We start from the raw sequence: 22,442 nt of genomic DNA, 5'->3' as shown, positions 1-22,442 counted from the left end.
CGCCAGCAGCACACACAGGCACCGGTGATAAAGGCTCAGGCTCGGACGCGGACCGCCCTCCTGCCCCCTCAGAATCCTTACCAGTACCGGCCATAACCCCGCCACCGGCAGGCAAACCAGCAGCGACACCAGCAGAATCGTCCCCCAGACCGAAGGCACCCCATACAGAAACGCCCTCAACGCCCCAATCCGCTTTGTCTCCCCCGGCATCTGATAGCTCAGCCCGCCGGATGGCGTGTAATAGGCATAGACCGTCTCATTCTGACCCAAAGGAATCGCCGCCACAGGCCCGGCCTGATATTCATGATACAGCCGGTCGGTCCCGGGATAATAATCATAAGTGGTATCCAGCGTGTCATTGGGAGCAATCACCGTCCGCCCCAGCCGATTACCGACCAGATCATACACATATCCGGCCTCAAATCCCGTCGTCCCGTTATGCTTATTGCTTTCACCAACCAGACGATTCAAACCGTCATAATCATATTCAACCACCGGCGACTGACTGCCGGAAGGATAAGCCAGGAATTCACCTGCCCCCTTTCGCATCCCCGCCGCATTAAGCTGATAGGAATAAGACCCCACCACGGTGGTCTTGCCTGTCGTCTGGTAATGCACCAGCTCCGTCAGCCGGTTCAGGCTGTTATAGCTGTATTCCGTATAGACCCCATTGGGCAGGGTTGCAGACTTGCGATTGCCCACCAGATCATAATCATACGTCGTTAATTCCGTCGGGCTTAATAGCTGCCCGTTGCGAACCATCGCCCGCGTGGTCTTGAGCCGACCCAGCTCATCATATCCATACTCCGTCGCAAGCTCACTGCCCTTGCGGGTAAAGCTCTTCCGGCCGGTCGTCAGGGAATAATCATAATGGACCGTCCCCTGCGGCGTGACAATTTCCGTCACATTGCCTTCATCGTCATAACTATAACTAGCATCGTACGTTACCGTCGGCGTGCCGGTATAATCCGTCACCGTTTCGGTCAATTTCCGCCCGAGATTGTCGTAGGTATAGTGCAGCACTTCGGCCGGAGTCGATGGGTAATTAGTGTTCTGAAAATCGCCCGGTGTCGCATCGGCCGCATAATACCGCTTGTATTCCAGACGGCCGAGGGCGTCATAGGCATATCCCGTCACCTGCTCCTTGAAGTCCATCTCCCACAGCAGCCGGTTGTGGCTGTCATAGCCCTTGTATTCCGTGCCGCAGCCCGGAACCGTCCGCGAAATCTGCCGATGCAGGCCGTCGTACCCTAACACAGTCTGGCGGGAGTAGGTCGACACAATGTCAGTGGCTGGATCGAAAGCTGACTCCCACGAACGCTTAAGCTGATAGAGATTCTCCCGGATGACGGTCTGATTGCCATAGGCATCATACGCGTATTCATACCGCGGATAAACCCAGATCGAATCCGCCCCCGGCGTCGTCGGATCATCAATTCGGTTGAAAATGATGCTTTACATCTTTTTAAGTTGTTCTATCCAATCACGATGCTTTTCTGAACAGACAAATAACAAATAATCCGCATCAGCATTGTCCGGCACCATGAACCATTTTATTAAATCAATTGCGCAAATTGCAGATTCAATTTGCTTTTCTAAGATGTCTATTGTACCAGCTTCAACATCTTTCAAAAATATCTTTGACAGGATTTCTTCTCCAATAGTACTGTCTATAATAATCCAAATATTTCCATAAAAACCAAAATATCCTTCCCCATCACAAGAAAGAAGCAGCTCTTCCTGATTATAGCTGTTAGACCATACATCAAATTTTTGTTCGATATCGTGGCTTAATAAATCTTTTCCACTATCATCATATTTAGGCGAGATTGGCCATATACCAAGCTTGCTTCCTGTTAGATTGGATATTTTTTTTATAGAACTTGAAGATTTAGGGAATACTATATGTGGCAGATCTCTTAGCCGCTTAAATATTTCAGGCGACATAGAGCCAGCATACCATTTATCAATGCACCGCACTTCATAATCTTTGTTTGACTTCTCCATAACATCATCCTCTAAATACTGATAAGCTTTTCTTTACTTTCTCAAAATTCATAATGATCAGCCCTCTCACCAATATGATAGTGTGGCCCTATTACCCTGCCATGTTCGAAATCAATATAATCAAATCTTAGTATATTTTGCCAGTGGTTTTTACCACATTTTGCCTCAATTCCAAATATTCTCCCTGTTGCTGGTGCCGATCTGAATACAATTTCTGATTTTCCAATTTTAATTGATATTGGTGGTATCCCTGTCCAAACCATCGGAGGAGGTGGCGAAGGCAAATTAAAGACTAATCCCACTTGTTTTCCAGTCAAGGCATGAGATGCTACGATTTGCAACAACCTTGGATCGGTTGCCACCTGACCGGATATCTCTGGAATCTTGTTGAGCATCCTCCGGCTTATATCATTCCATTGATTGCCGATAGTACTGAACATCTGATTCATCCCCGGCATAAATTCTGACAAATTAAACTCCTGCATATCAAAAGCCGTTTTGATCCCTGAGATTACAGCTTGACCAAAACCCGCTCCGCTTTGTGCAGTTGCCACCCCTTCAATAAAGCGGTCTATGCCGCGGATAAACCGTAATATATCTGAAGCCTGCTCTATTGCATTCTTGATCTTGAATCCTTTTTGAGCTACGTTCAAAACTCGGGTACTTAGATTTGCAATGGTCCCGATATTAAGCTGAATTTCACTCAAGGTAAACATCCCACTCGGATCCACCCCATTCACCGGGTTCGCATGGCAGTATAGATACTTATGCAGGCTCTGCGGGTCGGTGCCGTTGCCGACAAAGGGATCCCGGCTGGTAAAGCGGCCGGTTTGCGGATCATACATTCGCGCCCGCAGGTAATACAACCCCGTCTCACCATCCCGCTGCTCACCGCAGTAAAGATAGCTCGTCAACGGCGTATTCGACGTCAGTTCATTCCCCCACGCATCGTACCAGAAGTCCTGCCCGCCAACCAGCAACCCCGTACTCATCGTCAACTGCCGCACTGAGCCGTGCCCGTCATACAGGAAATACTGCGGACTGGCCCCGACCACCGACTGGCCGATCACATCGGAACCATGAATATAACACGTTGTGGTCATCCCCGTCGTTTCCGCCAGAACCTGGCTGTAGCCCGTCGGATTATACGGGTCCACCACATATTCGGTAATCCCTGTCACCGCCGTCTTGCCAATACGCTGGCCGTCCGGGTCATAGGCATACAAAACCGACGGCCCCGTCACTGGCGTATAAGCCCTTAGCCGTCCCTGCAGGTCATAGCTGTAACCCTCCGTCCCGCCGGAGGTCGTTTTACTTGTCAAAGAGCCGTTGGCATCATAACCATAACTTATCGTACCGGCCGGACTGGTTTCCGTCAACAACTGATCCTGATCATTATAGAGATAATTCGTCGTAATTGACGGCTGCCCATCCTCGGTCGCCGTATAGGTCTTGACATTGCCTGTCTTACCATGCCCCCCAGGAGGTTATGAAATGGCTTCTAGGCACAATGGCTTAATACCGTCGAGCCAATAACGATTCTGATAAATAATCAAGAATGCTTGTCAATCAATCCAGCATGACAAGAACATACTTTTGCCCCATATCGGTTTCCGCATCAAATCCCATTTCTTCTGCTATTTCACCGCACTTTTTAAGAATCTTCGCTCTCTTTTTGGGATTGTTCGGAAGTTCGATTACCAGTTTACCGGAATTTTGTTCTTCGTCCGGCGCCCCATCAATATCAAATGTCCATACTTTAACAGCACCAAGAGCATAAAAATCTTTGACTAATTCAATAGAATCTTCCGACCTTGCACATTCCCCGAGAGTCCTTTTTGGAACATTAGGCTCATTCAGCCATGATAATGCCTCAACCATCGTATTTTCCGAGAATAGTTTCTCGTAATAACTATCATTTGCGACATAAGTAAATCCTTGATCCTGGGCCGTATTCTGTTTTTTGGCGTTCTTCTTCTCGGCCTTCAAGTCTTCATATTTAGGCAAACTATCATCAGTCTGACACATCTCAATATATTTTTTCTTGGAAACCTGTTTATTCCGAATCCAATATACATCACCTATAACAGTACCATCCGCCCAGTAAGCACGGAATCTTCCCGTACACTCACCATTAACCCAGCTAAATTCAGACCACGATTTTGTTTCTGGATTCCAGACTTTTTCTATTCCCGTACCATTTATAATATTATTCTCTACAAGAAGATTACCTTTTTCATCCCAATGTCTTGAAATTCCATCCGGAACACCTTCCTTATATATATATTCCCTAGCAAGTACTCCATTCTCATACCAAACACGGTTGAATCCATGAGGAATTCCATTTTTAAAATATCCTTCGAACCGTATTTTTCCATTTGGATAATAATCCCTTTCTACCATCACTTTGTCCACTATATACCTCCTATCAACATCATTAATGATGCGACTTGAAGATGAGTTTTTAGCCTTTCCCTGTCAATTGTATTTCTGGCTTTAACCAATGCTGGTATTCGACTCGTTATTCCGGTTATAGTTTGCGTCACCAGCTTTCGGCCAGCTGGTGTACACATAAAACTTTTTACTGCTTCCAAAGATGATAAGGCTGCAAGGTCTTCCAGATTATCCGTCATATCTGTATAGAATACTATTCCTCCTGCATTGAAAAAGAATATCTCAACCTGACCAGCTGTAGTAAAATGGTTTGAGGGCGTCCATGACGCATCAGGTTTATATCTAAAAATATTAAAGAACGCATCATATACCTTATATTGTATCCCTGCTTTGGCGACTCCGCTTACCGATAATGGTTTAATTTCCAGCCATGTTTTTTGATTATGATTCATTATATCTGGTTTCATTCTAAATGCTCTTTCTCGACTCGAACCCAATCTCGTCCAGCTTCCATATGAGATATGACCTTCATCTAACGGATGGTCAATAGCATATACCTGCTGAATTGCAACCTCAGCAAGATAACCAAACTCTTGTGTAAATAATCCAGTTGGGTCAATATTATTCACCGGATCGTCATGGCAGTAAAGATACTTGTGCAGGCTTATCGGTTCTTCCTGATTACCATCCCAGGAATCCATCGCATTAAATCGCCCATTTTCCGGTTCATAGTACCGCGCCCGCAGATAATACTGGCCCGCGGTTGCATCGTACATTTCACCCGTGTAGTACAATCCATCAGCCGGTACGAAATTCAAGGCATTCCCGTACGCATCATAGTCATAGTCTGATCCGACATCACCCAAAGAATCCGATTGCTGCCTTACCGAACCATGCCCATCATAGAGGTAATAAGCCCTGTTTCCGCTGTCCTGCACCTGCCCGATGACATCAAGACCCAGTACATAATAAACCTCATCTTCTCCATCATCGGATTGCAATACCTGTTCATAACCCGTTGGATTCATGGGGTCAACCAGATACACAGTCGCTATAGTGCCCACAGTCTTACCGGTACGTATGCCATCCGGATTATAGGTATAGGCCGCCGCCTGCCCTGTATGCGGCTGGTACACGGCTAAACGTCCCTGCAGGTCATATGCCAATATATCCAGCGGCGCTGTCAATTTGTCGAGGCCAAGATATTTCTTTGTCAAAGAACCATTGGCATCATATTCATACTGAATTGTAGGGGTACTTCCATCCGATTGCAAGGATTCTTTTTCAAGCTGATTCTGTGCATTATAGAAATAGTAGGTAGTGCTGCTGCCTGTCGTCTTTTGCAGGCGATTACCTGCTAAGTCATATACATACTGTTCCGTTGTAATACTATTACGTGATTCCGACAGAAGCCGGTTTAATGCATCATAATCCCAAACGAGGGCTGTTGTATCATAACTTGATGTTGCCGGATTCCAGATATTTTCAGTACTGGTTTTACGCTGCCCGTCCGTATAAACACTGTAGGTGTAATGGCTTAATATCGTCGAACCAAAACCGTTCTGATACGTAATCTGGTCCCGCAGGCGATTCTGGGAGTCATAACTATATTGGGTATAGTTTCCATTGGGCAATTGCACCCAGTCCAGATTACCCACCAGATCGTAGCCATAGCGGGTCTGGCCTTCACTGCGGACATCCACCCCGCCGCGCATCATCACTTGCACTGCATCCAGCCGACCCAGCTCATCATACCCATACCGCGTCACAAAATCGGTCAAATCCTTGCAGGTCAGGGTCTTGCGGCCGGTAATATCACTATAGCCGTATGTAATCGTCCCCTGCGGTGAGGTAATCTGTTTGATCCGGCCTTCATCATCATAGCTGTAACCCCACTGCCGGGCAGTATCAACTGCCTGGCCGGAGCCGTCAAACGACTGTACCGTGACAAACCGCTTGCGTCCCAGCGTATCATAGATCGTATAAATCTGCGGATTGGCATTGCAGGATGGCAGCCCGGCGTTATAGGCGGCAAGATTGACATAATGCCGCTCATATTCTACCCGGCCAAAAACATCATACGTAAAGACCGTATAGTGCCCCTCGTAATCCGTCTGCGTCAGTACTCGATCATGCTCATCATAGCTGGTTGCTTCATACGGGACATTCGCCGCCACCGCCGCTGCATAAATTGCCGCCGCCGTCAAGTCTCCTGTATAGCTAAACGGCTGATACGTGCGAACCAGACGATTCAGATGGTCGTATAGCGACACCGTCACCCGCCCCTTCGGATCAACAACACCCGCCTGATTGCCGTAATCATCATAAATATAGGAATAGACCGGCGCAGTCCAGGTATTATTGTTTTCCGGATCCTGTACCCCGGGCAGCGTCACCGAAGTCAACCGTCCCGCCGCATCGTACCCAAACACCTTCCGCCGCAGTTTCCAGTCACTGGTTTCCGTCGTCAGGTCAACATGATCAGGATCTTCCTGCCGCGTCTGAGCCGATTCCCACCACTTCCGTCCCAGGCTGTCATAGCCGACGTGGGAATAGGTCTCCACAGGTGTCGTCCCGGAGCCTTCGACCAGTGAGGCTGGATGGATGGTCGTGATCACCCGGCCGAGGGCATCATAAACAAACGAGGTTGTATGCCCCAGACCGTCGGTAACGGACAGCCGACGGGTACCATCATACACAGTCACCGTCTCGGACCGCTTGCCCGTGGTATCATTGGGCAGCGTAATCGTCCGAATCTGTCTGCCGGCGATATCATAGCGGTATTCCGCTGTACAAATTTCCGCATGGGATTCATTAAGGCTGTAGGACTTCCACACCCGCCCCGCCGCATCGTATTCCGTCCGACTGTAAGACAACGGCCCGGCCTGCCACCATGCCAGATTCGCCATAATTACCGGCACCTTGCCGCCGCTGGTCCAGGCAAGCTGCGTCTGCCCCGGCATGCTCGTCCACGCACCGCCCGCGACACGATCCTGGGCCAGCGTGACATACAGCAGCTTGCCGGATTTCATCACATAATCAAACAGAATATCCACATCCGCCCACCGCCGGGTCTGTTCCACCCGGCCAAGGGCATCATAGACCGTCTCCGTCCCGACCGGCGAATGCTCGGTATCGGCAGGATCATACGGCCCGACAGCGACAATCGCCCGGCCTTCCGTATCATAAAGGGTGCGGGAGATGGTCAAAATCCCCGTCGTATCCCCGGTAGTCAGGTAATGGGTGTAATGGGTCTGATACGCTGCAATTGAGGCATAGACCAGCGTCTCTGCGAGATTGCCCGTTTCATCATAATGATACTGCGTCAGAATCCCGTTTTCATCGATGCTGGTATTGACCTTCCCGATGGAGTTATAATCGGAATATGATAAAGCAACCACTTCCACACCTGCCTGCTGCTCATTGAGATGCCCCAGCAATACGGCAACATCCATCGGCGTCCCTGCGGCCGTCAAATCCTGAACGACACGATAGGTCGCGATGGTCCGACCCTGGACATCCGGCTGGTTATAAGTCAGTATCCGCTTATCGGGATTGGCACCAGTCGCAGTATCGTCCCAAAATGTCCAACTGGCAAGCTGATGATTGTCGGCATCGTACCAGAAATACTGTGTCTGCCCATCCGGCCCGGTTACCGAATACGGCTGATCCGGCGAGTAGCCTGAATCCGTGGCATATTCAAAATAGGTGTACGTGGTAACACTGCTGTTACTGGCATTAGCACTCCAGCTATTGAATAATTCGCTGTACAACTTTGGAGTCTTGTCTGAATTCAGTAATTGCTCCACAGTCGAATTATCCATCTTGACCTGCACCGACTGTAAAATCCTGCCCCGGTCGTCATAACGGGTCAGGCTGATGGAATGCCATACCATAGCTGCACCCTCTCCGGTCGTTATGCCCGTAAAGTACGGCAGATTCTCGAGCCCGGATGTGTCGTCGGTTCGGATATATGCAGTCCGCGTGGTCAACACTTCCACATAAGCACTTGTGCTTTCATCCCATTTCTTTTGTGTGACACGGATAACATTACCATTCGTGTCATATTCGGTTTCTGAAAGATTCTTCGCCGGGTCAATAACCGTCTGTGTTTTCAACCGTCCATATTCCGGCGCATCCGAATCATTATCATAATACGTGTACTCATAAAGCGTTACCGCATCCACAAGCTGCAGCGGATCATCCGGATTCGGAACCCGAGTCGTCACCGAAAGCTGACGGTCCGGCCCAAAGCGATTTTCAGAATCGTAGGTGTATCGCGTCACTTTCGCAGCCGAATCGGTCACCGACAGCACATTCCCCCGCTTGTCATATTCATAAATGGTGGGATTGCCGGCACGATCCGTAACGATCTCCTGCCGGCTGCTGACGTTATGGGTAATCGCAATACGATTGCCTTTGGCATCCACGGTGGCAATCAGGCGGCCGGCCGCATCATATTCATACCGAATCGGCTGCAAACCCCGCGGATCGATAATCGCAGTCACATAATGGTCCGATGGAATATGGGTATCATCCGCATAGCTGTAAGTCTGCGTTTCATACCGTGAATCCGGATCAGTATTGGGCTGGACCAGCTTGGATGCTTTCCATAAATTACCCGCGGTGTCATACTCATATTTCACCGTCGGCAACACCCCGCCCTGTTCTTTAGGCCCCCAGACTTCCACAATGCGCCCCTGGGAATCATAGCCAATCTTAATCGCCTTGGTCGGAGTACCGAGTAAATCAATATGCTCCACACCAGCTGAATCATTCTGCCCAATCCGCCCTGTGGTTAAATCGACATTCAAATCAATCCGTTCCCCTGTCGGCAGGTCAATCTCAGACAAATACAGCGGCCCCCTGGGCTCAACATAGGCCACCGTATTCCCATACTCAACAAAATCATCTCCGACATTCGACCGTCTGAACACATAAGATGTTCCATCCTCCATAATCAGACGATAACCTTCAAATTCATAGAATCCCGGATCAGAGTAATTGCCCGAGCCGCTGACATAACTTGCTGTCTTTTGGTTTGCCCAGGTATTCAGCAGCGTCAGCCGTTCTTCATTGAGCGTCTCCAGCCGTGCAGACACCCCGTCAGGCGAGGTATACTTTGCCACATAGTACTGCACCTGGCCGTTGTAAAGCTCCGGCTTTTTCAACTCCAGCCCAAATGAGAATGTCGTCCGCCTGCCATCCGGCAGCGTCAATGTGACATCCCGGTCAAAATTATCCCCTACACGGACCGACATCGTCGAACTGCTCATAAAAACGCGCATCGGCTGGCGGGTTTCATTAAGCTGAATATCCAGATTGGCAATGGAATAACTCCAGCCATAACCAAATTCGCTGTTCTGATCTTTCTGGAAGCTGTTATAGGTCCGCACCACACGCAGCGGGACTCCGCCCACATCAATCGCCACATCTTCCTGCGAAAATTTGAGATTGCCAATCTTGAGCGGACTGTTCAGCTTAATCATCTTATAAACATAAGAATAGGCATACGCGGTATTCTCGTCCGGCCTCGAACGAACCGTCAAAAGCAGACAATACCTCCCGTTCTCGATACCGGTCAAGTCCAATTGACCAAAGGATCCGGCCTCATATCCAAGACTCGCCGCATCATTCCAATGCCCCACAGGACCAACATAATAACTTTGATCCTCACTTGATCTCGTTAAATCAGGATTTTCAACCCGAAGATTCTGAACATAATAATCCGGATATGGCGGATTATGACCGTCCAGTGCCGCCCAGCTCTCAAGGACATAGCTAACCGCCGCCTCATCATACAGCTCAAACTTAAACTCGACACGTTGATTGGAATGTGTATGACAAGCCAAACCTTCAATGTCGTATAAACCATCCGTAATCTCCGGCAGAACCTCCTGATTTCCCAGCTTGCCGATGTCAATCTGCGTAGAATCCAGATTGGAAATCCATGCAAACGGCTTGCTCGTCTGATTCGCCACATCCCGGCCCACTGTAAAAGTAACCGTCTGCTCGGTGATATTGTTTGCCCGATCTATTGCAGTCACCTTGACAGAGTGCGATCCTGTGACTAATTTCAGAATCTCAAGATACCATGTAACTTGCATTTGCGAGGGATATTCAGGGTCCGTATTCGAAAAGTCGAAATCCTTCACCAGAGTCGTAATGCTATTGCAGGTATCCTCGATTTTGACGGATTTGAGCCTTGAACCGGCATCAAGGGCATAAATATCAAGGGCAATCGTTCCCGCCTTGATAACAGCAGTGGATTCAGGCATGGGCATAAGCTTATTTGCATCCTCCAAAAGCCCCGGCGTCAGAGCAAGAACCGGAGGCGTAGTATCCGAATCCAGTCCTGGCTCATCCCCCGTTACAGCCTGAATGGTCACACTGGCCGAACCGAGCAAAGTGCCCCCCTGAGTCACCTTGACAGTCAGCTCATAGGATTTGGCCAGCCCCGCCTCAAAAAGAACTGTAGGCCGCAGAACATACGACGTTTTGCCTTCATCTATTGATGGGTAAAATATGACATGTTGTTCATCATCTGAAGACCACTCGATACTCAGCGGCGTATTCTGGCTATACCAGACATAAGCGTCTTCCAGGGTAAACGCCCGCCCTGCCAGAACCGGTCCATAATGCCCCGTCCGAATCAGCAACGAATCGACCGGTTGCGGATGAACCGTAATTTGAACCGTATCCTCCGCCGTTTCCTGCCCGCGAGTGGCCTTTAATGTGTAGCGATAAACACCCGGTTGGGTAAATGTCAAAGTTGAATTAACAGCCGTCGCCCCCGCTATCGGCGTACCACTCGGGTCATACCATTGAACACTAACCCCTTCAACAGGATAAACAAAAGCCTTTTGCGGAGTTATTTCTATAGAAATATCATTGAGCACACATTCAATATCTGGTCCCGCGCTAATAGACAAGGAGGTATTATACGGATAAACATATACAGTCAGTGTATCAGTTTCTTTATGGCCACCTTCTTCAAATACGGTATATGCTAATATATAAACTCCTGCCTCGGTAAAGGTAGCTATTACCACACCAGCTGAATTTACATCAAATTCAACGGATTCATTACTATTCAGCACGGTCCATTGCTCTGATACAATTACACCTCCAGCACTAACAACAGACCAGGCTTCATCCAAAGCTATTTGTGCGCTGCCGGATACAGCCAGCTTAGTCACTATATCTGATCCAGCTTCGGCATACAAATTAGATGGATATGCAGTGATGACGATGTCATCAACTCCAATTAAGAGATCATCTGCTGAAAAAGCTGATAAACGATAACAATAATAACCTGGCAACGAAATAGATACTGCTGTTTGTAAATTATCAGGTGACTCAATTACCGATTTACCAGGACCCGATAATTGTTTCCATGTTATATGATCTGCAATTCCTCCGGCAATTGTACCCGCCAAAGCCCCTTCCCATGACACATTTTGAGAGCATATCTCCTGGTCTTCACCGGCATTGACATCAAGATATACCTCTATTTTCGCAATATCATAACCCATAGATTCATTATTTGCACCAAATACTTCAAATTTAAGAACATAAACACCTGGTCTGCTAAATCTGACAACAGGCCATAAATCAGTTGGTAATGTTGAGTCAGCAAAAGAAATATTTTCAGGCCCACTTACAAGAGACCATAGCAACCTGCTCCCGCTTAAATAATCTCGTGATTTATCCAAAATCAAATCAACGCTGCCATTCCTTTGCAGAATTTGCACAGGATAACGGCCTGCAGTAATGACTGGATATTCATCAGCACCAATATCGATACAAGGCCCCATCAACCGACTTTGTCCGTCAATATCAACCTCATGTAAATCTGGAATAAATGCGGGCGTTCCTGCATTGATGCACCTTGAACTTACCTTGATATGGTAATTCTCAACAGCGTTTATTGTATCAGCACCCCACTTATAAACAGTCACTCCACAATCAATACCTTGCAAGTAAACAGGATTAAATAACAAGATATCACAGTCAACTCCCCCCCCTATTCCAGTAATAGTACGCAGGACATCATCATTTCCAATTTCAATCTTTTCTCCAACCCTGTATCGGCTTCCGTCGGCAACACAAATATAATTAGGATCGGATACCCTTATTGTTTTGTCGCAAAACAAATAATAGTTTTCAAATACAGAATGAGACCTGCTGTCAGGCTCAGGAAAATTAGGATCTATAACACTCCAATCCACGGTATTCGGATCCGGCATACAACAACTATTAAATAATACATCTTTATGCACATCCCTCAAAACATCGAAATCATAATCCCCCTTACCCCAAACAATACAACTGGATACCTCTATTGGTTCGATATATGATGCATAATTATATTCTTGAATAGGTGTAATATTATTGTTCGCAATTGTGTTATTTCTAATAATTGGCTGTCCGTTCAAACGGTCTAATACAATCCCAATATCATTTTCTACAATAATATTATTAAATATCTGAGCACTATATATCTGACTGAGATATATTCCTATCTGATTTCCACGGATGATATTATTGCAAATGACAGCATTGCTTTTTTCGCAATAAATACCATTAGTCATTCCAAGATCATTGTATTCTTTGTTTAAATTGTCAATAACACAATTTGTTATAATGGAACCATCAGTTACACAGTGAATGCCGGAATCCCTCCATTCACGTATTGTAAAACCATCCAGTCTCGCATTTGCGGTCTTCACAATTACCCAGTTGCATCGCAAACCAGTTAATACTGTTTGAGTATTTATGTCTTTGATATTTCGTTCTGAAACACTATCTTCGGTGCCACGAAATCCTCCATACAGATCAACACCGTCAAGCATTTGAAATGTTGACTCGTTTTGACTGCCAGGGGAATAAATTCCGGCTGCAACCCATATTTGGGACGCCTCTGCCTTCGAGGCAATCTGAAGAGCTGTTTGCAAATCACAATAGGCATCCTTCCATGATGAGCCATTGTTCAGCCCTTTAGCTCGAGCATTCACATATATAACATCACCGATCCCCGGATATCCATCTTTACTCACCTGGACAAATACCGGCAAGGTTGACTTGTAACTATCCACGTTTTCAATTCGTGCCCGATTGACAATTTTATTAGAATTGTTCGGGCTTCGTATTACACGAACTGTAACTGTTACTTCCATAGGATCGCCTTCTCCCTGGCCAGGCAACAGCGTCCCAATGTCCCATGTTATTGTATTGGTTAAAGGATCATAAGAGCCATTCATACCGGTATAAATAACCATCTCTTTATCAATCTGATCCGGCAACTCATCAACAATCTTTTGTCCATAAACAGTTGGATTTGTCGAAGGATTCCAATAAGATATTGTATATGTAATTTCATCCAAATCTGACACGCCTGGATAGACATTGGGATCATTCGTCTGATCTGGATACCCCTTCCCGGTCCTAGCAGTCACTGTAATTTCAGGAGTGGGAGACTGGATACCAACCAGCGGCGCATATTCGGCAAATGCGCACGATGCTCCCGTGCTAAGCGTAACAGGTTTGGTGCTTACCACTCGCCAGTATCTTTCCTCCATGCCGAGATATTCTTGTGCTTTAAAACATCGTCCCTCATCAAGAGACTTAACAATGGTTTTTTCATTTGGATCAATATTGAAATCGACAGGTTCCCACGTTTCAGGGTCATAAATACTGAATTGTGTATCGTCATTATGAGCAAGTATTGTGAAGTATCGATGGGTATTATAATCAGGAGAAGTCTTAACACAATAACCAATCAGATCGGTCCCTGCACCGGTTCCATTTTTATCGGGTACAAAATCACCATGTGCATAGGACGAGAATGTGGGTGAAGGTCTAACCGTAGCAGCAACAGGTTTTGTAGCTTCAATTGTCAAATATGCTATTTCTTCTATCTCAAATATATCTTTAAATATCTGTTTCGGATAAAGAAAACTGGAACCCGCATTTAATAAACCGTTCCAGGACAGTGACCTATTCGTATCGATATCATTTCTATATATTGACACCTCAGTTTCATCATCAAACGATGTAATGCTCAATACACCTGTTGAATTTTCGCCCCACATATATGCATCAATGAAAGCATTAAAATGCTTGCCGGTCCACAGGCCCTCTGATGATGGAACATAAAATCCGGAATCGTTACACATTTCCACAGAGACAGGTTTGTCTGCAGTAACATGGATATAGACCGGATCTATGTCCCATACAAGTATGTCCTTTTTATTTACTTCTATCCAAAATGTTCTACCAAAAGGCACCAGACCTACATGTTCTCCTGCTGAGAGTTCATAATTATCCATTATTGCATTCTCATAGACTCGTGTAGCAGGATTATACTTTTCCATCGTTAGTATAGGATCGAATTCCCCCACAATTCCATCCCCACTATCAAGATATTCATAATGAACAGTAACATGTGTATCTTCATGATATGCAAAGATATTCCATCGTCGCCCTTGATTCCGGAAACCGTGAATATGAGAATAAAACTCTGTATCAACACCAAGACCATTTTTGCCCATAACGAAATAACCTGAAGTATGGTCATAACCTAGATTATACTCGATGGATTCTCCATAAACATCACCCGCAAGAACAGAGAATTTATTGTTTCCGCTTGTTACTTTATACACACCATCCTTTGCATCAACATAAACGTACCGACCTTGTTCCATCGGATTTGCATCATCAATGCTTAACAAATTAGGGTCGTTAGGATCAGAGGGAAACACATCCTTCATTTGAGAGATAATCCCGTTTGGATCAACACTTTGCCACACAAGTTTAGTACCCTCTTCATAACTCGAAAAAACAAGATTGGCCCCCGAAGGCGGTGCATATAAATATAAATATGTCGTAAACGCCTGGCTGGCGGGTTTTACTTTAATGTACACCTCATCAGACCCAACTTGAACGCCCGATGCATCTTTTGCCGACAACCTGAAAACATAATCACCAGGAACCGTAAATGTTACATTGGGATCCCATGCCATTTCCGCCGGCAATGCCGGGCTAAACAACACTTCACCATTCTGTGGCTGAGTCAGAATCTGCCAATCGGATGAAGTATATAAACCTGCGGGTTCACTTTGGCAGAATCCCGATAATTTATGTGTCACCTGTCCGCCATCTGGCAAAACAATTACTTCATCTGGTCCGGCATTCACTAACACGCTGCTTGTTGATATCAGCATACTGTCTTTAACTGTGACCAAACCATCATTGGCTTCCAATTGCAAAACATAACAACCTGGCTTTATAACAGTCACTGTTGGATGTAGTATACTGGAATTGGAAGTAAATCCAATACCAGTTGTTTCACCAAGAATTGTCCACTTAATTAATAATGGAGAAGGGCTGTTATCAACATCTTCAGCCATAATTGCAGGATCATCCAGCGTAAGAGTCTGTTGCCCAGCAATGAGCGATATTTGACGATTTGGACCAGCATCAACAATAGGTGGCATATTAGCCTGACTATCAGGATTTACTTGCACTAGAACCAATGACACAGTCTGCTCTATTCCATCGGAGACAATCAGCTTCAGAGTGTAAGTCCCAGCCAAACTAAATAACGCTGAAGTACTACGAGACCACATTGAATATACTCCCAAAGTCACCTCTCCCCCCAGAGGTCCTGACACCACCGACCACTCCTGCGTCAACTCCCCTCTTGACACCCCATCATCAGAAATAGTCCAGTTTAAAGTCGTTCCCTGCGGCAAGGTAATCTCGCTGGGAATCGCCCAGGCATCCACCTGAGGCGGCTGGTTCCCGGAGATGACACCCGGCCGGACGTTGACAACCACCTGATCCTTATACTCCTGCCCCGCAACGGCAACTCCTAGTTCCAGCACATACATCCCAGGCAGGGAAAAACTTGCCCACGAATCCCACGCATCATGCCCGGCAGGCATCACCGATACGGACGAATCAAAACTGACCGCACCGCCTGTCGGCTGACTCAGCACTCGCCACGCAGGACTGCTGCCCGATGACAACCCCTGAATCACACCATCCAGATAGACCCTATTATTGGGCAATTGAATCGTCTGATTCGGCCCGGCATCAACATAAACATGGTTTGACGTAATCTGTATGTGTACAGTTGCATCATTTGACGCCAAAGCCCCATCGACAATGCGGTAATTAAATACGTCTGATCCAAAATAACCCGCAACGGGGCTATACACGACCATATTGCCGCTGATTACAGCAATGCCATGCGAAGGTTGACCAGAAATTGCATCTATGCTTATTGCATCCCCATCCACATCATAGTCATTGGCCAAAACATCAATCACAACGGCTGCACCCTCGGACGTCGAAGCCTGATCCTGAACAGCAACAGGTGCCGTATTGTTTCCATATTCATAGGCCCCCATATCAACAATAGGTGCCGTCCCCGAGCCGGTATCAACTGTTGTCAGAGAATCAAAGCGACGAACATGACCGAATATATCTGTTAAAATACTATATGTCAAAACTGGTGCGTTTGTCCCTGCATCGATGCACGGCGAGTTCTCTGACAAATATAAATTCCCATACGCATCATTATTTCCGCTACCCCATCCGTCTTCGCCATCACTCGGAGATAACTGAAACAGCGGTGCACGGTCAATATTGCCTGTCCCCGGATAGACATTCCCATCCAGCGAATTGGCATCCTGAATACAACTGTAAGTCACACTGACTGTTCCTTTGCCGGAGTTATAAAACTGTTTATCCCTGACCGACAGCCCATCCACATCCGTATTTCCCCATAAGATGCTATTAACAACAGTAAGATTGCTTTCATGGTTATAGATTCCTCCGCACAACCTGCCATGATTTGCCGTGATTGTACTATTGCCCACAAACACATTGTCGCAGGCCCAATTACTCAAAGCAGCTCCGTATGAACAACTGGTATTGCCGACAAACACACAATTTCCAACCCAGATATTACTGGCAAGATTCGTAATCGCCCCATCGGCCGGAGGGGGTGCAATCTGAGCCCAGAGATAGACCGTATTGGTTCCATGTTCCGGAGATTCAAACTGGCTGACCAACTGCCCCTGTTCTGTCTGGAATCCAATAATTTTCAGCGTATATAACCGGCCCTCAATCTCGATAAGCTGGGATGGATAGGACACCGGAAATGTGATAAAATCTCTGTCGGCCCAGTTTTTCGCCGCGGGGTCGGAAAGGTTCGACGTGTTGGGAGTCTCATTGATGGCAAGCGAAAATGTAAAAGACTGTGAAAACTGACTGCCGCATTCGAGGGCTAAATTAATTTCAATATCCACTCGGCTGGGCGGCGATCCAGCATTAACCGGATTATTGAAATGACGCAATCTTCCAATTTCAAACGGCTCATTTACAGTGATTGAACACATCGGAGGAGCATATCCCGTAAAGCCAAGCCCGCTCTTATTTTCAGTCACATTATTCGTAACCTGTCCCCAGCGAATCTGATATTCCGTACCACCCGTTTGTCCGGGGTAACTAGTACTCATAACAGACAAATCCTGCTCAATGTATTGACCAATGCCTCCAAAGCTGGATTCCCAGGACCAATCAGGCAACACAGACAACAGGGATGCGTTGGGGAACACTGGAAGAAATCCCTGGTCCAAATTCCCCCGAAACAGACAGGATTTGAAAACCAGATCGCTCAGCACATTGTATATGGCCCCGCCTGTCTGTTTTGCACAATTGGCTTCAAACATACATCGGTCAATCATTGCCTGTGTAGAATAATTAAAAATGCCTCCGCCGCGTAAAGACTGGTTCCCTGCAATCCTACAATTAACAATACTTCCATGACCTCCCCATAATCCTCCGCCATCCCCTTCTGCACGATTGTTTAAAATATTACACTGACTAATAAAACCGTAGAGAAAATCGATACCGCCTCCGTTACCGGCTGAAATATTGTTTGTAATGATACACTGCTGAATCGAGGCTGACGCACCATGCCCGGCGATTCCACCCCCAAGAGATTCTTCATACATCTGCCGGAGTTCAATATCTGACAACGCCCGGTCATAAATCCGCACATCATCGATTTTGCCCTTGAAAAAGAACACGGGATCATTACTTTGATATTTCATGGCCCCAATATTCACATTGAATCCCGTTCCCGTATTCAATGTTGCATCAACACTATATGACAAGACCTCTCTTTTACCATCAATATAAAGCTGAATATCACTGACCGTCGGCGTTCCATCATTGGCAAACACCGCCGCCACATGGTGCCAGCAATTATCATCGATGCGGGTTGTACCGATAACCTTTGAGTAATTGGCTGCCAGACGGATGGTTCCATAGGGGCCTTCATTCTGCACATAGTTGACAGCCAGATTCCAGGTTCCTCCTGTAGTATCTTCACCCCAACTGACGATGCTTCTTAATATAGGTGCTTCGGCCGTATAGATCTGCGGCACAGCCTTAATCCAGGCCGAGACAGTGCGATCTCGATTTCCCAGAACACCGTTATAGTTTGTTGAGATATAATCAGATACTCCATCAAACTCCATCGCACCTGCTAAATACCCATCCATAGAAGAAGTGGAAGTCCCACCCCATGTTCCGGGAATTGCATTTCCCGAACTGTCTGCACAAGGGCTGGAAGTTTCGTCTAAAGTCCAATGTGCCATTAATCCAATATCACCGGCTAGACCCTGGATTTCTTTCTGACTCAATGGCCGATCATAAATACGAATGTCATCAAGTACGCCCACGAAATAGTTCATCATAACGTTGTTATTCTGAACAGCACCGATATAAACCGTTTCGGTATTCGCCGTATTAATCAAACGATCCGGATTAAAGCATGTAGCCAGCTCCATTACTCCATCGACATATAATTTCACATCACTCACTGTGGTGTTGTTATCTGCGGACAGGACTGCAGCAACATGATGCCATCGACCATCACCCAAATCCGTCGTCCCTCGAATATACCCATTCCACGCTCCCACTTCCAAACGATTCGTGGATCCAACCCGGAACATCCATTTCTGGCCATCCGCCTCGGCTCCCCAGGATGCGATGACCTTATCCAGCCCTGTCGTTGATGAGAACTTGATCCAGGCCGTACAACTCCGTGAGCTGCTCCCGGCTATCCCATTCCAGTTTTCAATCTGAATATACTCATTATTCTGGAGCTGTATAGCATTACCAACTCGTCCCGCAGCACAGATCGATGTCGGTATTGCCATATTCAATGTTCCTGTATGATTCTCGGATGTGCTGTCCAATACAGTATTGCCGGAAACTGAATCCATGGTCCAATGCGCAAGGGGATCCTGATGGCCGGCAATCTGCTGAATTTCACTAAGCGTTAGCACCCGTTTATAAATCTGTAGATCATCAATCACGCCATTCCAACAGGTTGCAGTATCCGTTTTGTGCCTGCCAATAATCCATCCGCCATTACAGAATTCTGCGGTTTTGTATGAACTGATAACCTCCTGTCCATTCACATAGAGCGTAATTTTCTGCCCGTCATAAGTCGCCCCGACATGATACCATTGCCCTGCTTGAGTAAATATTGCCTGACTGGTCGTTGTTGAAGAACCTCCCAACGAAGAGGAGAGTTTGTTATCGGAAGTTCGCAACAGGAGGGTTCGGCCTAAATGGGTGCCCTCATCAAACTGCTGAATAATGGCTTGATATGTAGCAAGCGTTTCCTGTTCCGGTCTGACCCAGGCAAAAACACTGAATGGCGTCGCTGCAGGATTCAGAATCCCCTCAGGCAGCGTAACATAATCTCCTGTTCCATCCAAATCCAGGGCACCATGAATACGACCCGAATCAATCCAGTTCGGATTGCCTTCCACAGTACCATAATGCTGATTGCCTGAGGCATCGGATGCGTTTCCATCCAGTTTTAAATGAACCAGGGATACGGGAGCCTGCGACATTATTTTTACTTCGGCGTCACTTAAAGCCCTGCTGTAGATGCGGACATCATCCATCACTCCTGTATAATATATGGGATTTTCCCCTGTTCTTGCTCCAATATAGACATTCCCGTCCAATTCGGTATTGACATCCGGCGGCGTCGTCACATAATTGGAGCATGTTGCGGTTTCCTGAATGCCATCGATATACAATTTGACATCCCGGACATTGATTACCCCATTCCCTTCAAAGACCGCCGCCACATGATGCCAGTTGCCATCCGTAATCGTCCGGGTACTTTCAAGCCGTCCACCCCAGATGCCTAGGGCAAGTTTGTTAGAACTGCTAATAAACAACTGCCACTTCTGCGCTGTCGCTTCTTTGCCCCAGGTTAATAACATCATTTCCGTATTAACCGTTGAGGTCTTCACCCACATCGCACAGCTTCGCGGATGCTTGCCGGCCACGCCCTTATACCCTTCAATCTGTATCCGATCATTGCCGTCGAATTCCATCGCTCCATTGACCAAACCATCATATCCTGCTGTCCGGATGGGATTCCCTGACACTATGCCATTTCGTCCTTTCCCAGAACTGTCTAATGGAATCGTATCGGGATCATCAAAGCTAAGATGCACAGCCAGACTGTCCCCCCTCGGAAATCCGCCCCGAATGGTTAACCCCTTAATCTGACAGCTATTCGGCTCATTGCCGCCAAACATCACCGCCGTCCCCTGTTTATTGGCATCGATAATTGCATTGTCTGCCGATTCCCAGAAACCCGGATTGGCGGGATTATAACTATAAATAGAGACATCTTTTCCCTTTAGATGAAGCTGCTCATAATAAATCCCGCCATACACACGGATTTGATCCCCGGTTGATGCAGAATCAATGGCCGTCTGAATGGTCCTGAATGCCCCGCTGGATGAATCCACACTGCCATCGTTATCATCATTTCCATCCGGCCGGACATACCAGAGAGTATTCGTTGCGGCAGCTACTGGAATTTGATACTGTTCAGAGAAATATAATCCGTCATTATCTTTGACTGTCAGGGTTACCGTATAGATTCCCGGAGCATTAAATTTACACTTGGCGACGGAGGTGTTTATACCTGAAATGCAAAATGCCTGTCCCGGCAGCGTCCAGCGATAGCTGACAATCGTCCCATCCGGATCATAAGACCCTCTGCCGTCGAAGGTTATCGTCTGCCCCACAGACGGCGATGCTGGCATCGATGAGATAGCCACCTCCGGCCAAAAGGGTTCATTCCCATACACGCTGCATACCGCACACACGACCAGAACACCAAAAGCTCGCTTCATAAACGTTCATCCTTCCTGAAATTGAAATGGAAACTGCTCCTGCAAAAAATACCCGTTTCGTCGCGACTAAAGAGCTATCAGCCGCCAGCTTCCAGCAACAGCCTTATCCCCGCGGCTGCACAGGGTAACTGCCCCCGTGAGTACACGCGCACAAAAGTGGCCTATGGCCGTCACGGAATAATCAGTTCCGCTGTGCAGATACCGTCAGATCCGCCGGATATGTCTCAACATGGGATAAAGAGAAATGACAAACGCCCTGTAGGGTTTGATGCGTGCTTCTGCGAGGACAAACAACACCGAAACATGTCTGTTATCTCCTTATCGGCTTCCATACTGCCTGCAGTTCCGACCACGAAACTGATTTTACTTGTAATAAGCTGCGAACAGGAAAGCAATATGAAAATCATATTTTTTTGATTTTTTTGGAATTTTCAGTGTTTTTACGGATGCCACAATCCTGAATAATCATTTCATATCCAACTCATTGCCGACCAGAATCAAACATACAATCCCATTTGAAATTTCCCATTGAAATGAATTGTGTCCATCAAATCTGTCATTGGCATACCTGCTGTATCCGGACAACCCTCCTTGCACACCAAGGGTGCCCATAAACCCAAAGCAAAATTCCGCCATCGCATGTTCATATGTTTGCCTCCCTCAATTCTCACTTTTCACTCAACACCCCCCAATCCTTTGCTGCACACAGAAAGCCGGCCGCTGACAGCTAAATTGCTCTTGCAGGAAACCACCCAACGCGATATTCTGTTGATTTGGAATAAAACGAGT

General features: G+C 46.8%; 4 protein-coding genes and 1 pseudogene. All 5 read right to left on the bottom strand.

Annotated features, from left to right (window positions below; translation table 11 throughout):
- Positions 1-1,281: pseudogene (locus ACQ9LF_RS12345) on the bottom strand (hypothetical protein); the annotation flags it as partial.
- A gap of 174 nt (positions 1,282-1,455) precedes the next feature.
- Complete coding sequence (locus ACQ9LF_RS12340) at positions 1,456-2,007, bottom strand: hypothetical protein (RefSeq protein WP_462489717.1); 552 nt, start codon at positions 2,005-2,007, stop codon at positions 1,456-1,458.
- Between the two features lie 41 nt (positions 2,008-2,048).
- Entirely contained in the window at positions 2,049-3,386 is a 1,338-nt protein-coding gene (locus tag ACQ9LF_RS12335) for an RHS repeat domain-containing protein (RefSeq protein ID WP_462489716.1), read from the bottom strand.
- Between the two features lie 190 nt (positions 3,387-3,576).
- Positions 3,577-4,422: a toxin-antitoxin system YwqK family antitoxin gene (locus ACQ9LF_RS12330; protein WP_462489715.1), complete on the bottom strand. Its 846-nt coding sequence runs from the start codon at positions 4,420-4,422 to the stop codon at positions 3,577-3,579.
- Positions 4,422-21,653, bottom strand: coding sequence for a LamG-like jellyroll fold domain-containing protein (locus ACQ9LF_RS12325; protein WP_462489714.1), 17,232 nt, complete (start codon positions 21,651-21,653; stop codon positions 4,422-4,424). The genes ACQ9LF_RS12330 and ACQ9LF_RS12325 overlap by 1 nt, the downstream gene beginning before the upstream one ends.
- Positions 21,654-22,442: the final 789 nt, after the last annotated feature.

Source organism: Anaeroglomus insulsum, from assembly GCF_050689095.1.
Classification (GTDB): Bacteria; Planctomycetota; Phycisphaerae; order Sedimentisphaerales; family Anaerohalosphaeraceae; genus Anaeroglomus; species Anaeroglomus insulsum.
Note: the sequence above shows the minus strand (reverse complement) of the source record. Positions and strands in the feature narration are given on the sequence as shown.